Origin of the sequence: Microbacterium sp. DWRC1-3 (genome assembly GCF_049896645.1) — a bacterium.
Taxonomy (GTDB): Bacteria; Actinomycetota; Actinomycetes; order Actinomycetales; family Microbacteriaceae; genus Microbacterium; species Microbacterium maritypicum.
In genome coordinates this window covers 395,165-408,773 of the sequence record NZ_JAFCUS010000002.1, presented here as the reverse complement: position 1 = coordinate 408,773, position 13,609 = coordinate 395,165, and the positions used below count along the sequence as shown (strand labels likewise).

Sequence of the window (13,609 nt, the reverse complement as noted above, 5' to 3'; positions counted from 1 at the left end):
TTAGGGTCGGGGTATGGCACGACGAGGTTCGTACGCGAAGGGCGTGGCGCGACGCGAGGAGATCCTCGAGAGCGCCCTCGACGTGATCGGGCGCAAGGGGTATCAGAACGCCTCGCTCAAGGAGATCGCCGAGGTCGTCGGAGTGACCCCCGCCGCTCTGCTGCACTACTTCGGTTCGAAGGAAGAGCTCTTCACCGAAGTCCTTCGAAAGCGCGACGAGCACGACGGCCTCGATCCCTCAGGCCTCAGCGACGCCGAGGCGCGGACCGGGTTCATCGAGGTGATCCGCCACAACACCGAGGTCCCGGGGCTGGTCGCCCTGTTCTCACGCCTCTCGGTCGACGCCGCCGACCCCGATCACCCGGCCCACGAGTACTTCCTCGACCGCAGCGCCCGCCTGCGCGAATCGATCGCCGACAGCTTCGGCGCCGAAGAGCGGCGCTCCGCCCTCGATCCCGACACACTCGCTCGCGTGATCCAGGCAGCATCCGACGGTCTTCAGCTGCAGTGGATGATCGACCCGAGCGTCGACATGCCCGGCATCATGAGCGCCCTCATCGACGCACTCCATCCGCCCGCGCCGCCCACCGCCGACTAGACGGTCGCCGCATGTCGCGGCCCGGACTCAGCGGACGTTGCCGTTGGAGCAGGTCTGCTGCGCGGCGGAGTTGCCCTTGATCGAATCGGGCAGAGCCACGACATTGTCGGGGGTCGCTGCCGGATCCGGAGTCGCCGCGGGGTCGGTCGCCGGCTCCTCGACGGGTGCCGTCGGCTCCTGCACGACCACGCCGTCGTTCTTGTTGTTCTCATGCGTGATCTGCAGCTGCGCGTTCGCCGCGAGCGCCTCCCAGAGCGCCGAGGCGGCGGTGTAGTTGGGGACGACCTTGTTCGGGTTGGCCGAGTCCGTGCCGTTCGGGTACTGCACGAAGACGATGTCCTCGAACGGGACCGACTTGACCGCGAGAGCGATCTGGACCAGCGTCATCGGGTTCGTGAGGGACTCGCTCGGCTCCAGGTTCTGGATCGCGGTGTTCGCGAGCTTCAGCATGACGGGGACGTTGCCGAGCACGTCACCGCTGATCATCTTGCGGGCGAGGCTCGACATGTACTGCTGCTGGTTCCCGATGCGGCCCAGGTCGCTCCCGTCGCCGACTCCGTGACGCGTGCGCAGGAACTGCAGGGCCTGCAGCCCCTCGATCGTGTGGGTTCCTGCGGCCATGTCGAGGCCCGTGTAGCGGTCCTTGATCGGGTTGGCGAGACAGACGTCGACGCCGCCGATCGCGTTGGTGATCTCGATCACACCACCGAAGGTGACGCCGGCCGCGAACTGGATCTCCTGGTCGGTGAGCTCGGAGATCGTCTTCACGACGCAGTTCAGGCCGCCGTCGGTGTATGCGGTGTTGAGCGGCTGCTTGCTCATCGCGGAGGTGGCGTTGCCGTCCTTGTCGGTGCAGGCCGGGATCGGGACCATCAGGTCGCGCGGGAAGCTGACCACCGTGATCCGGCGCGGCTCCTGCGAGACATGAACCAGCAGGTTCACATCGTTGAGCGTGCCCTCGGAGTCCGCTCCGGAGCATCGCTCGCCGAAGAGGTCCTTGTACTTCTCTTCACAGGTGTCGACCCCGGTGAGCACCATGTTGAAGCCGCCCTCGTACTCGCCGATGTCCGGCGGGATCGGGTCCTGGCCCTCGATCTCGACCGCGTTCGCCGAGACGGTGCTCGAGAGGTCGTAGAAGACGTAGGCGCCGACGCCGAGCCCGCTCACCAGAACCACGGCGAGGCCGATCGCGATGAACTTCAAGAGCTGACCGACGGTGCCAGGAGTGCCCAGCTGACCATGGCGCGCGATCGTGTGACGGCGTCGGGTGTTCTGGCTCACTCGGGTCCTTTCGGATTAAGCGCCGGTGCGGGGGCACCGTGCTCAAATGCGGAGGGTGTGGGATTCGAACCCACGAGACATCTCTGCCCACTGGTTTTCAAGACCAGCTCCATCGGCCGCTCGGACAACCCTCCCGACAGACGCTTCTGTCGACCAGGCGTGAGTCTAGCCGAGAACTATTCTCCTGCGCTGACCTGGGCGGGGGCTGGAAGCGTGTCGAGCGCTCGCGCCAGGCCACCGTCGGCCACGTCTGCGGTGACTTCCCCGGCGGCCTCCTTCACCACGTCGGGCGCCTGACCCATCGCGACGGCGCGACCACCGAGCGCGCGAGCCCAGCCGAACATCCCGATGTCGTTGCGTCCGTCGCCGGCGACGAGGATGCGTCCCTCGTCGAGGCCCAGCTCGGTGCGCACCTGCTCCAGAGCGGTTCCCTTGTCCACGCCCTGCGGCGCGATGTCCAGCCATGCCGTCCAGCCGATCGCGTACGACACCTCGTTGAGACCGGCGTCCGCCACCAGGCGATGGAAGTCGTCTTCGTCATGGCCGGGCGAGACGACGACGATGCGTGAGACGGGGAGTTCCCCGAGCTCGTCGAAGTCGACCTGACGCCCGCCGTCGAGCGTCCAGTCATCGAGTTGCTCGGTGAACAACCGCTGCCCGGAGGCGAGTTCGACCATGTACCTGGCCTCGGGAAGACGCTCTCGCAGCAGGCCCAGGACCGGTGTGGGATCGAACGTCTCCACGTTCCAGCGCTCCCAGTCGTCGCCCGAGCGGCGCATCGTCACCGCGCCGTTGGAGCACACCACGTAGTCCGCGGTCAGTCCGAGTTCCTCGACGTATCGTCGGGTCGCCATCCAGCTGCGACCGGTCGCGATGGTGACCACGTGCCCGCCGTCGCGAAGCCGGGCGATCGCTTCCGGAACACCGGGGCTCATCGTCTCGTCCTGCAGCAGGATGGTCCCGTCGACGTCGAGGCCGACCAGCCAGGGCCCCGTCATCGAGCGACCCGCCCATCGACGAGGGGCTGGATCACTTCGAGGCCGCCGAGGTAGGGGCGCAGGACCTCGGGCACGCGCACGGATCCATCGGCCTGCTGGTGCGTCTCGAGCAGGGCGACGATCCAGCGTGTCGTGGCGAGCGTGCCGTTCAGCGTGGCGACGTGCTGCGTCTTCGCTGCTCCCTGCGTCGCTCCATCCGCCGCATCGACGAGAGGGCGATGACGCACGTCCAGGCGGCGCGCCTGGAAGGTCGTGCAGTTCGACGTCGAGGTGAGCTCGCGGAAGGCGCCCTGCGTCGGCACCCACGCCTCGATGTCGTACTTGCGAGCGGCGCTGGAGCCGAGGTCTCCCGCTGCCACATCGATCACGCGGTAGGCGAGACCGAGCGAGGTCAGCATCTCCTCCTGCAGGGCCACGAGGCGCAGGTGCTCGGCTTCGGCCTCCTCCGCAGTCGTGTAGACGAACATCTCCAGCTTGTTGAACTGGTGCACCCGGATGATGCCGCGGGTGTCCTTGCCGTGCGAGCCGGCCTCGCGGCGATAGCAGGTCGACCAGCCGGCGTAGCGGAGGGCACCGTCTGCCAGGTCGACGATCTCGTCCTTGTGATACCCGGCGAGCGCGACCTCGCTGGTGCCGACCAGGTACAGATCGTCGTCCTTGTCGAGGTGGTAGACCTCATCGGCGTGCTCGCCGAGGAAGCCGGTGCCCTGCATGATCTCCGGGCGCACGAGCGTCGGGGTGATCAGGGGCACGAATCCGTTCTGGAGCGCCTTGTCGAGCGCGAGGTTCATCAGCGCGATCTCGAGACGTGCGCCGATGCCGCGCAGGAAGTAGAAGCGCGCGCCGGAGACCTTGGCACCGCGTTCCATGTCGATCGCTCCGAGGAGCTCGCCGAGCTCGAGGTGGTCCTTCGGCTCGAAGTCGAACGCCGGGACGTCACCGACGCGGCGCAGTTCGACGAAATCGGCTTCGCCGCCGGCCGGCACGCCGTCGATCACCACGTTCTCGATCCGAGCCAGAGCGGCAGCCGCGGCTTCGGCGGCCTCGTTCGCCGCGTGCTGGGCCTGCTTGACGCGCTCGGCGAGGTCTTTCGCCTGCGCGACCAGCGCAGCCTTCTCCTCTTTCGGAGCCTTCGCGACGAGCTTGCCGAAGGCGTTCTGCTCGGCACGCAGCTCCTCGAACGCGGAGAGCGCGGCCCTGCGCGATCGGTCGGCCTCGAGAGCGACGTCGACGGTGCTCTGGTCGTTTCCACGAGCAGCCTGCGAGCGGCGGACGATCTCCGGATTGTCGCGGAGGAGTGCGAGGTCGATCATCCACCAAGTCTACGGTGAACGCTCCGAGGCGCCGGATGTCACACTCTCGGACCGGTGGCGTCTTCCTCTGCAGTGGTCGGCACCCCGTCGACCTGTGGAAAGGAATCCCATGAGCATCCGCGTCACCTCCCTCGACCAGCTGAACCTCGCCTTCGCCGATCGCTTCAACGCCCGCGACCTCGACGGTCTGATGGCGCTGAACACCCCGGACGTCGTCTTCGTGCCCGCACCGGGGGCGGCCGTGACGGGCACCGACGCCGTCAGAGGGGCTCTCGAGCAGTTCCTCGGTCTGAACCTGCCGATCTCGATGACGGTCCGTCACGTCTTCGAGAGCGAAGGCACCGGACTCGCGATCGCCGACTGGACGATCACCGGCACCGGTCCCGACGGATCCGCGATCGACCTCGCCGGCACGACGGCCGACGTCGCGGTGCACGACGACCAGCACGGCTGGCGCTACGTGATCGACAACCCCTTCGGCACGGCCTGAGGCGGCTCGGAGGCCCGGCCCTGCGCCCGGCCTCCGTCAGCCCTCGTCCATCCCGGTGCGTCGGCACACCCGCAACGCTCTCCGTGCACGCGAGATGCGCTGCCGTGCGGCCGCGGGTTCGATTCCGAGCCGGATCGCCACCTCCTCGGTGGAGAGGCCGTCGACCACGGTGAGCAGCAAGGGCTCCCGGAGCGTCTCCGGGAGCGAGTGGAGGGCGGCGAGCGCGCCGTCGAGGAACACCCGGACCTCCACGGCGGACTCCACGCTCGCCCCCTCGCCCGCCACGTCATCCTCCAGGACGGCCTCCGGCCGCCGCGCACGTTGCCGCGCGAGATCGATGGCGACGTTCCTGGCGATGACATCGAGCCAGGCGCACATGCGCCCGGGTTGCGGGGTCTCCAGGTGCGAGACCGAGCGCCATGCCCGCAGGAGCGCAGTCTGGGCCGCGTCCTCCGCGTCGGAGACAGGGACCCCCAGCGAGATGCTGCGCCGCCGAAGCCGGTCGGGCTCGGTCTCGATCAGCGCGGAGAGCACGGCCTGCGAGTCGCCATGGGAGACATCGCGCATTCGTTCGCTCCCCTCGTCGCGGTCGAGCAGGGTCGCCCTCGCGGATGAGGAGACCCGAGCACTTCCCGGTTTAGAGTAGCGCCATGACCACCAGCGCCCCCGTCCCGCGACAGGCGGCGCTCGTCTACAACCCGATCAAGGTCGACGGAAAGCACCTTCGAGCCCGTGTCCGCGACCTCTCGCGCGAGGCGGGATGGGAGCATCCGGCCTTCTACCCGACGACCGTGGAGGATGCGGGTCAGCATGCCACGGCGCAGGCTCTCGAGCGCGGTGTGGACGTCGTGCTGGTCGCGGGAGGCGACGGCACGGTGCGCGCCGTGTCGGAAGCGATCGCGAACAGCGGTGTGCCGCTGGCGATCCTGCCCAGCGGCACCGGGAACCTGCTCGCCCGAAATCTCGGACTCCCCCTGGGCGACCCGACGGAGATGATCCGCGCAGCGCTCGGCGACTTCCGGCATCCGATCGACATCGGCTGGGCCCGCCTCACGCGACAGGACGGCGAGGAAGCCCGGCACGCCTTCGTGGTGCTGGCCGGCATGGGCCTCGATGCCGACATGATCGCGAACACCCGCTCCGATCTGAAGAGATCGGTGGGGTGGATCGCGTACGTCGATGGCGCCGCCCGTTCCCTGCCGCGCGCGAAGCCCTTCCGCGCCGTCTACCAGGTCGATGAGGGGCGCCTGCACTCGCACCGTGCTTACAGCCTGCTCTTCGCGAACTGCGGCACCCTTCCGGCCGGCATCTCCCTGATCCCCGACGCGTCGATCACGGATGCCGCCCTCGACGTCGCCGTCATCCAGCCGACCGGCATCTTCGGCTGGTTCGGGGTGTGGCGGAAGATCTGGTGGGACAACTCCGTGCTGCATCGCTTCCGCGCGGGACGCCGCGTGCTCGAGCATCGCGGCAAGAACGCCTCGGTGCACTACTTCCACGGATCAGCAGCAGAAGCCGCGTCAACCGACCCCGTCCCTATCGAGCTCGACGGCGACGAGTTCGGCGAAGCCGTGCGCATCACCTGCTGGGCTGATCCCGGAGCTCTGCTGCTGGCACTGCCCTCCGGTCACCCGGTGCACACCCTCTGAGAGCCGAAGGGCGCCTCGGGATCAGCGGACCTCGACCGTTCCGTCGAGAGCTCCGCCGACGAGGGTCAGCGTGAAGGGAGCATCGTCGTCGACCGTGTCCTCACCGAAGGAGAGGATAGTCGCACGCGGCGCCATGTCCATCGTGCAGGCCTGGTCGGCGTCGGTCGCGAACGTCGCCGTCCCCGCGTTTCCCGATCCCTCGAGCGAATCGACGACCGGCGGGCAGGACGAGGAGCCCCAGGTGAGCAGCACGAGACCGCCGTCGTCGAACCAGCCGGCGGAAGGCAGGTACTCGGTCGAGGTGCCCGGCGTCCCCGTCGCGGCCGGGTCGGCGTCGAGGTCCACGTCGTCGGTGATGTCGCCGTAGGAGACGTTGAGGGTGATGTCGGCGGTCGGATCCACTCCCTCGGGAAGCGCGCCGATGCTCGCGCGCGGCGCGAGGTCGGCCGTGCAGGCCTTCTCGGCGCCATCGCCGTCCGGATCCACGAGCGTGACCGTGACGGTCTGACCCTGGGCCTCGACCGTGTCGACCTGCGGCACACACGTCGACGAGCCCCAGGTGACGACGGCGAACATGCGTCCGTCATCGAGCAGCGTGCCCTCGACATCGTTCTGGTCGTCGACGCCGCCTGCGCTGGGGGCAGGCGAGCTTGTCGGCGTCTGCGCACCCGGTCCCGAGGTGCACCCCGCGACGAGGAGCGCAGCGGCGACGAGACCGATGACGGAGGCGAGAGGACGAAGCGCGAGGGTCATGCTCACAGGGTAGTCCCGGAGAAGTTCGCGCGGATAGCCCGCATCGCCTACTGGAGAGCGGAGGTGAGCCGGGCGAGGTTGTCGAGCACGGTCGAGCGCAACGGCTGCTGCATCCACTCCTCCAGGGTCAGCTCTCGGCTGAGGGAGCGGTACTTGTCTTCGACCTCGCGCATCTCGGCGACGAACTCCTCGCCGCGCACCAGCATCGAGACCTCGAGGTTCAAGCCGAAGGAGCGCATGTCCATGTTGCTGGAGCCGATGACCGCGACCTCGTCGTCGATCGTCAGCGTCTTGGTGTGCAGGATGTAGGGCTTGCGGTACATCCAGATGCGAACGCCCGCCTTGAGCAGCACCTCGTAGTAGCTGCGCTGGGCGTGATAGACCATCGCCTGGTCGCCCTCTTCCGAGACGAACAGCTCGACGTGCACCCCGCGATCGACGGCTGCCGTGACTGCGAGCAGCAGCGCCTCATCGGGGACGAAGTAGGGGCTGACGATCATGATCTTCTTCTTCGCCGCATACAGCAGAGCGAGGAAGAGACGAAGGTTGTTCTCGACTTCGAACCCCGGTCCTGACGGCACCACCTGGCAGTCGAGGTCGCCGGAGCCGATGTTCGCGTGGGCGATGTCGATGCCCTCGAGCACCGTGTCGGTCTCGCTGTACCAGTCGGCGACGAAGATCGCGTTCACGCTCAGCACCACGGGGCCGTCGAGACGGACCATCAGATCGACCCAGTGCAGACCGCGCCTGATGTTCTTCTTCAGGTTGTAGGTCGAGTCGGTGACGTTCTGCGATCCGAGAAAGGCGATGTTGCCGTCGACGACGAGGAGCTTGCGGTGATTGCGCAGATCGGGACGCTGCATCTTTCCCTTGAGCGGCTGCACCGGAAGCATCAGGTGCCAGTCCGCGCCCATCGCGTTGAGCCGCGCGATGGTCTGCTTGTAGCGGGGTTTGCCGCGGTTGGCCCAGTGGTCGAGCAGCACGCGCACCTCGACGCCGCGCGCGCGGACCTCTTCGAGAGCACGGAAGAAGTTGTCGGTCGCGGCATCCGACTGCAGGATGTAGAACTCGACGTGCACATACTCCTGCGCCGTGCGGATCGCCTCGGCCATCTCGTCGAGCGACTCCTGGTAGTCGGAGATGAGATGAGCGCCGTTGTCGCCCGAGAGCGGGAGGGCGCCGAGCTTCTGGTTCATCTGCACGATCGGCCCGAACCACGCGGGGGCGTTCGGTCGGAGCGTGCCGAAATGCAGGTGCTCACTGGTCTCGGCGATGTACTCGTTGATCTGGTCCTGCTTGCGCCGGCGTGCCCGCGGGAGACGCGGATTGCCGATCACGAGGAACAGGAAGACACCGACGAACGGGATGAAGAAGACCGCCAGCAGCCACGCCATCGCCGCCGTCGGGCGGCGGTTGCGAGGGATGACGATGATCGCCGTGACACGGATGATGACATCGAGCACCAGCAGGAAGGCGGCGATCCACCATCCCCAGGTCTCCGCAGTCATCGCGCCCCCTTGCCACCGCAGTGACCATCACAGCAGTTGCGCACCAGAGTGGGTGCGCTGGCTTCACAGTAGCCGATGGGTCGGACTCAGGCGCGCGGCGGAAGACCCCGCGCGGCGCGCTCCTCGGCCTCGATCTGCGCGTGCACCTTGCGCTCGGTGCGGTCGAAGCGGAGGATGCCGCGGACCACGAAGAAGAACACGATGCTCACCCCGACGGTCGGCAGAAGCGACCATGCCGCGGCGAGCCAGAAGTTGTCCATCACTCCATGGTACGCGAGCCACTGTTCGTGCACAGTTCCGGGCTCACAGGATCTGTGTCCACAGGCCCCCGTTCGGCGCCCACCGGTGCGCGCGCTCGACCACACTCTGGGGATGACCACAGTTCTCCGCGCCGCAGATTCCGCCGCCTTCCTCGGCATCGTCCCCACTCTCGCGGGCTTCACGCCTCGTCGGAGCACCGTGCTCCTCCCCTTCCGGGGCACCCGCACCGACGGGGCCATGCGTCTCGACCTCCCCCGCGACGGCACCGACCTCGAGGCCTACGCCGACGCCGCGGTCGGCCTCGTGGCTCGCGTATCCGGGACGGATGCGGTCGCCGTCGTCGTCTACACCGACGAGGAGGCGCACCCCACACGAGACGGCCTCGTCCTCCCTCATGCGGTGATGCTCGACGAGCTCTTGGGATGCGCCGAGGATGCAGGGCTCCGCGTGGTCGACGCCCTCTGTGTGACCCCTTCCGGGTGGTCGAGCTACATCGACGACGAGCCGGAGCTCGGATCGCTGACGCAGATCAGTCGTTCGTCCGATCTGCTGCCGACGGGCGATGTCTCCGGAGACCAGAGCGTCGGCGCGGAACTCCCCACGATCGATCTCGCGGAGAAGGAGCGTGTGGGAAGAGCCTCGGTCGAGCTCGCCGCGCTCCTCGACGGGAAAGGACGAGGTCGGCTGACGGCGCGGGAGAATCCGCAGCTCGTCGCCGCGCTCGTCCTGCTCGAAGACGTTCCGGCCTTCTTCGAGTCCGTGCTGGCGGCGCCCGACGGTCTCCCGCCTCTCGCCACGGCCACGCTGCTGTGGTGCTTGGAACGACCTCTGCTGCGCGACGTCGCGATCGCTCAATGGGCGACCGACCTCGCGGGCGGCATCCGCACGCTCGATGCACAGACTGCTTTCGCCGCGTCCGGGGTGATGGTCCCCGACGAGGTGGGCCAGGTGTTCCTCGGACGCGGTCCCACCCCTGACACCGACCGCCTGCGATGCGCGCTGTCTGCGATGCGCGAAGCGGCCGCGAGGGCACCGCGACCCGCGCGACCTGCCCCGCTCACCGTCGCCGCGTGGCTGTCCTGGGCCCTGGGGCGCGCGAGCCACGCGGGCCGATACCTCGATATGGTGCGCGAGATCGACCCCCGCTACCCCCTCGCCGCCCTCCTCGAGACGATGATCGGCGGTGCGATGCTCCCGGAGTGGGCGTTCCGGTCTCGCTCGGCGGAGTGAAGGCGAGGCGGGGTGAAGGCGGAACGGATCGGGCTACTTGACCAGGGGGAAGAGAATGGTCTCGCGAATGCCCAGGCCGGTGATGGCCATCAGCAGGCGATCGATTCCCATGCCCATTCCTCCGGACGGCGGCATACCGTGCTCGAGAGCCCGCAGGAACTCCTCGTCGACCGGCATCGCCTCGACATCACCGCGGGCTGCGAGCTTGGCCTGCTCGACGAAGCGCTCGCGCTGGATCACGGGGTCCACGAGCTCGGAGTACCCGGTCGCCAGTTCGAAACCGCGGATGTACAGGTCCCACTTCTCCACGACACCCGCGATCGAGCGGTGCTCACGGACCAGGGGCGACGTGTCGACGGGGAAGTCCATCACGAACGTCGGGCGAACGAGATCGCCCTTCACGAAGTGCTCCCACAGCTCCTCGACGAGCTTGCCATGGGTGGCTTGCGGCGGCAGGTCGACGTCGTGCTCCTGGGCGAACGCGATCAGGTCTTCTACCGAGTCCTGAGGGGTGACGGTGCGACCCGAGGCGGCGGAGAGCGACTCGTACATCGAGATGCGGTCCCACTCGCCACCCAGCTCGTACTCGGTGCCGTCGGCCCAGGTCACGGTCGTGGACCCGGCGACCGCGATCGCCGCGTTCTGCACGAGCTCCTGCGTGAGCGCAGCCATCTGGTTGTAGTCGCCGTAAGCCTGGTAGGCCTCCAGCATCGCGAACTCGGGGCTGTGCGTGGAGTCGGCGCCCTCGTTGCGGAAGTTGCGGTTGATCTCGTAGACGCGCTCGATGCCGCCGACCACCGCGCGCTTGAGGTAGAGCTCCGGCGCGATGCGCAGGTAGAGCTCGGTGTCGAACGCGTTCGAGTGGGTGATGAACGGGCGAGCGGAAGCCCCGCCGTGCTGCACCTGCAGCATGGGGGTCTCCACCTCGAGGTAGTCGTGGCTCGTGAAGGTCGAACGCAGGCTCGCGTTCACGGCGGCACGGGCGCGCACCGTGTTGCGCGCCTGCTCCCGCACGATCAGGTCGAGGTAGCGGCTGCGCACGCGTCCTTCCTCGCTGAGCTCGGAGTAGGCGTTGGGCAGCGGCAGGATCGCCTTCGCGGCGATCGTCCAGTCGTCGGCCATGATCGACAGCTCGCCGCGGCGGCTGGAGATGACCTCGCCGTGCACGAACACGTGGTCGCCCAGGTCGACGTACTCCTTCCAGTCCGCCAGCGATTCCTCGCCGACGTTCGCGAGGGAGATCATCGCCTGGATGCGCGATCCGTCACCCGCCTGCAGCGTGGCGAAGCAGAGCTTGCCGGTGTTGCGGCTGAACACCACCCGACCCGCGACCCCGACGATGACGCCGGTCTCGGCGCCCGCCTCGAGCTCGCCGTACTCGGCGCGCAGCGCGGGAATCGTGTGCGTCACGGGCACGCCGACCGGGAACGCCCCGCCGCCCGCGTCCGCCCGCTTCTCGATCAGGCGCTCGCGCTTGGCGAGACGCACGGCCTTCTGTTCGTGGACGTCCTCTTCGAGGGAAGAGTCGGTCGAGGCCGATTCGGGCGCGGCGGACGCGTCAGTCATGTGCGGGGCTCCTTGGAAGTCCCTCCCAGTTTACCGAGGCGGCGTGCCGCTCCTCGGCACGCGCTGGGTAGCCTCGAAGAATGGCCCACACCCGCATCCTCCGCGCGTTCGCCGCCCTCTCGCTCTCGATGGCGGCGGTCCTCGCCCCGGCAGCAGCTCTGGCAGCGCCCGGCGGGTCCGCATCGTCGGTCGCCGCCGCGCCGCATCCGGCCGCTGCGGCAGATGTCGACGACTTCTCCTACAGCTCGTGGGATGCCGTCTACGAGATCGGTCTCGACGACGAGGGCCGTGCTCGCATGCGGGTGACCGAGACCTTGGTCGCCGACTTCCCGGACTTCGACCAGAACCACGGCATCGTCCGCGGACTCGTGACGTCGTACGAGGGGGCGAGCACCGAGACCTCGGTCCTGTCGGTGACCGATGAGAACGGCGCAGACGTGCCGTACGAGACCGACGAGGAAGACGGCCTCCTCTACGTGCTCACGGGCAACGACGATGACTTCGTGCGAGGGCTCACGACCTACGTGATCGAGTACGAGATGCGCGATGTGATCCTCGCGACCGCTCCATCGGCGGGATCATCCGCTCCCCCGGCCGACGAGTTCTACTGGGATCTGCTCCCCCTCGACAGCACGCAGCCCATCGACCGCTTCCGCGCCGAAGTCGTGTTCGATCCCGCATTGAGCGCGGAGCTCAACGGAGCCACGCGGTGCTACACCGGGCCTTCCGGCTCGACGGACGAGTGCGAGTTGGAAGGCCCGACCACCGACGGCGGTGTCGCGACATTCCGCGTCGAGTCGGGCGCGCGCCCGGCCGGCGACGGCGTGACCGTCGCCATCGGCCTCGACCCCGATGCCGTCGCCCAACCCCTCGCCCGCACTCCGGACCCGGTCGCCGACATCACTCCGATAGTGGCGGCGGTGGGCGCTCTCGGGCTCTCCGTCGGCAGCTGGGCGGCCGTGTCGGCGTTCACGCGCAGACGGCGCGTCGCCACGGGGATCGTGGTCGCCCAGTACGACGTGCCGGATGCGCTGCCGCCGCTGCTCGCCGCCGCTGTGGTTCCCGGCGCCAAGGACGTGATCCCGGCCGAGATCGTGCACCTCGCCGTGCGCGGCGTGCTGCGCATCGAGGAGGGAGGCGAAGACGAAGACCCGCGGCTGCGCCGTCTGCCCGGAGCGCGCATCCCCGACCAGTTGGACGTCGACGCCCTCGAAGCGCTCTTCGCCGATGCGGGCACCGACGATGTGGTCGATCTCCCCGCCGCCGACGAAGCCTTCGCCGCTCGCATGACCGCGCTCCAGCACAGCGGAACGACCGCGGCCCGGAACCGCGGACTCACCGAGAAGGTGCGCAGCCGAGGTGCGATGATCCTGCAGTGGTGCGCGATCGGCATCGCGGTCTTCGGCTTGGGGTTCGGGATCTGGAGCGCGGCCAGCGGACGACTGTCGGCGATTCCCGCCCTCGTCGTGATCGCGTTCGGCACGTTCCTCGTGCTCCTCTCCAGCCTCTACGCCTTCTCGAAGCACACCGTGCTCACCGCCGAGGGCGCCCGCACGTACGAATATCTGCAGGGGGTGAAGGAGTTCATCCGCGTCGCGGACGCCGACCGCCTGCGCATGCTGCAGTCGTACAGCGGGGCTGAGCGAAGAGCCGACGGCACCGCCGACGTCATCCACGTGTACGAGAGGCTCCTCCCCTACGCCATCCTGTTCGGCATGGAGGACGAATGGGGCGATGTGCTCGAGAAGGCCTATACGACGGCCCAGCGCGGAGCATCCTGGATCGGCGATCCCGCATCGTTCGCGCTTCGGGCGCAGCTCGCCACGTTCGTGGCCTCGTCCCACTCGGCCGCGACGTATTCGGCCGCCTCTTCGGGCACGTCGTCGAGCGCCGGCGGATCGTTCGGCGGCGGCTTCTCCGGAGGTGGCGGCGGCGGAGGGTTCTCCGGCGGACGCTGAGCCC

General features: G+C 68.4%; 13 protein-coding genes and 1 tRNA gene. 5 read left to right on the top strand and 9 right to left on the bottom strand.

The features are described 5' to 3' along the window. Window positions 1-13 precede the first annotated feature (13 nt). Window positions 14-598, top strand: a complete 585-nt coding sequence (locus tag ACP699_RS14585) for a TetR/AcrR family transcriptional regulator (protein WP_017831502.1) — start codon at window positions 14-16, stop codon at window positions 596-598. Window positions 599-625: 27 nt separating this feature from the next. Here the strand turns inward: ACP699_RS14585 and ACP699_RS14580 are convergent, their stop codons facing one another. The 4 genes from ACP699_RS14580 to serS form a co-directional block, all read right to left on the bottom strand. After that, window positions 626-1,879 carry an LCP family protein gene (locus tag ACP699_RS14580; protein ID WP_017831501.1) on the bottom strand — a complete coding sequence of 418 codons (1,254 nt, stop codon included), beginning with the start codon at window positions 1,877-1,879 and terminating at the stop codon, window positions 626-628. A 49-nt stretch (window positions 1,880-1,928) separates the two neighbouring features. After that, window positions 1,929-2,013 (bottom strand) — tRNA-Ser (locus ACP699_RS14575). 42 nt (window positions 2,014-2,055) lie between these two features. Continuing rightward, window positions 2,056-2,877, bottom strand: coding sequence for an HAD family hydrolase (locus ACP699_RS14570; protein WP_055869792.1), 822 nt, complete (start codon window positions 2,875-2,877; stop codon window positions 2,056-2,058). Then, entirely contained in the window at window positions 2,874-4,190 is a 1,317-nt protein-coding gene (gene serS / locus ACP699_RS14565; protein ID WP_426172006.1) for a serine--tRNA ligase, read from the bottom strand. The genes ACP699_RS14570 and serS overlap by 4 nt, the downstream gene beginning before the upstream one ends. Before the next feature lie 109 nt (window positions 4,191-4,299). Between serS and ACP699_RS14560 the strand changes: the two genes are divergently transcribed. Continuing rightward, window positions 4,300-4,680: a YybH family protein gene (locus ACP699_RS14560; protein ID WP_017831498.1), complete on the top strand. Its 381-nt coding sequence runs from the start codon at window positions 4,300-4,302 to the stop codon at window positions 4,678-4,680. Between the two features lie 36 nt (window positions 4,681-4,716). Here the strand turns inward: ACP699_RS14560 and ACP699_RS14555 are convergent, their stop codons facing one another. After that, window positions 4,717-5,247 carry an RNA polymerase sigma factor gene (locus tag ACP699_RS14555; protein WP_426172003.1) on the bottom strand — a complete coding sequence of 177 codons (531 nt, stop codon included), beginning with the start codon at window positions 5,245-5,247 and terminating at the stop codon, window positions 4,717-4,719. Window positions 5,248-5,330: 83 nt separating this feature from the next. Between ACP699_RS14555 and ACP699_RS14550 the strand changes: the two genes are divergently transcribed. Then, complete coding sequence (locus ACP699_RS14550; RefSeq protein WP_017831496.1) at window positions 5,331-6,329, top strand: diacylglycerol/lipid kinase family protein; 999 nt, start codon at window positions 5,331-5,333, stop codon at window positions 6,327-6,329. Window positions 6,330-6,350: 21 nt separating this feature from the next. Here the strand turns inward: ACP699_RS14550 and ACP699_RS14545 are convergent, their stop codons facing one another. The 3 genes from ACP699_RS14545 to ACP699_RS14535 all read right to left on the bottom strand — a co-directional run bounded on the left by ACP699_RS14545 (window position 6,351) and on the right by ACP699_RS14535 (window position 8,850). Beyond that, window positions 6,351-7,082, bottom strand: coding sequence for a hypothetical protein (locus tag ACP699_RS14545; protein ID WP_426172000.1), 732 nt, complete (start codon window positions 7,080-7,082; stop codon window positions 6,351-6,353). A 47-nt stretch (window positions 7,083-7,129) separates the two neighbouring features. Further along, window positions 7,130-8,590: a cardiolipin synthase gene (gene cls / locus ACP699_RS14540; RefSeq protein ID WP_055876855.1), complete on the bottom strand. Its 1,461-nt coding sequence runs from the start codon at window positions 8,588-8,590 to the stop codon at window positions 7,130-7,132. A gap of 86 nt (window positions 8,591-8,676) precedes the next feature. Further along, the gene (locus ACP699_RS14535; protein ID WP_017831493.1) at window positions 8,677-8,850 is read right to left on the bottom strand and encodes a hypothetical protein; all 174 of its coding nucleotides are present in this window, start codon (window positions 8,848-8,850) and stop codon (window positions 8,677-8,679) included. A 112-nt stretch (window positions 8,851-8,962) separates the two neighbouring features. Here ACP699_RS14535 and ACP699_RS14530 point away from each other — a divergent pair, with 112 nt between their 5' ends. Beyond that, window positions 8,963-10,081, top strand: coding sequence for a DUF4192 family protein (locus tag ACP699_RS14530; protein WP_426171997.1), 1,119 nt, complete (start codon window positions 8,963-8,965; stop codon window positions 10,079-10,081). Window positions 10,082-10,114: 33 nt separating this feature from the next. Here the strand turns inward: ACP699_RS14530 and lysS are convergent, their stop codons facing one another. Then, window positions 10,115-11,647, bottom strand: a complete 1,533-nt coding sequence (lysS, locus tag ACP699_RS14525) for a lysine--tRNA ligase (RefSeq protein WP_426171995.1) — start codon at window positions 11,645-11,647, stop codon at window positions 10,115-10,117. Between the two features lie 80 nt (window positions 11,648-11,727). Here lysS and ACP699_RS14520 point away from each other — a divergent pair, with 80 nt between their 5' ends. Next, complete coding sequence (locus tag ACP699_RS14520) at window positions 11,728-13,605, top strand: DUF2207 domain-containing protein (RefSeq protein WP_426171993.1); 1,878 nt, start codon at window positions 11,728-11,730, stop codon at window positions 13,603-13,605. Window positions 13,606-13,609 lie beyond the last annotated feature (4 nt).

Coding starts and splice junctions, on each gene's coding strand:
- serS (WP_426172006.1), bottom strand. CDS start 4,190: ATGATCGACCTCGCACTCCTCCGCGACAATCCGGAGATCGTCCGCCGC.
- ACP699_RS14520 (WP_426171993.1), top strand. CDS start 11,728: ATGGCCCACACCCGCATCCTCCGCGCGTTCGCCGCCCTCTCGCTCTCG.
- ACP699_RS14560 (WP_017831498.1), top strand. CDS start 4,300: ATGAGCATCCGCGTCACCTCCCTCGACCAGCTGAACCTCGCCTTCGCC.
- ACP699_RS14530 (WP_426171997.1), top strand. CDS start 8,963: ATGACCACAGTTCTCCGCGCCGCAGATTCCGCCGCCTTCCTCGGCATC.
- ACP699_RS14570 (WP_055869792.1), bottom strand. CDS start 2,877: ATGACGGGGCCCTGGCTGGTCGGCCTCGACGTCGACGGGACCATCCTG.
- ACP699_RS14545 (WP_426172000.1), bottom strand. CDS start 7,082: ATGACCCTCGCGCTTCGTCCTCTCGCCTCCGTCATCGGTCTCGTCGCC.
- lysS (WP_426171995.1), bottom strand. CDS start 11,647: ATGACTGACGCGTCCGCCGCGCCCGAATCGGCCTCGACCGACTCTTCC.
- ACP699_RS14535 (WP_017831493.1), bottom strand. CDS start 8,850: ATGGACAACTTCTGGCTCGCCGCGGCATGGTCGCTTCTGCCGACCGTC.
- ACP699_RS14585 (WP_017831502.1), top strand. CDS start 14: ATGGCACGACGAGGTTCGTACGCGAAGGGCGTGGCGCGACGCGAGGAG.
- cls (WP_055876855.1), bottom strand. CDS start 8,590: ATGACTGCGGAGACCTGGGGATGGTGGATCGCCGCCTTCCTGCTGGTG.
- ACP699_RS14555 (WP_426172003.1), bottom strand. CDS start 5,247: ATGCGCGATGTCTCCCATGGCGACTCGCAGGCCGTGCTCTCCGCGCTG.
- ACP699_RS14550 (WP_017831496.1), top strand. CDS start 5,331: ATGACCACCAGCGCCCCCGTCCCGCGACAGGCGGCGCTCGTCTACAAC.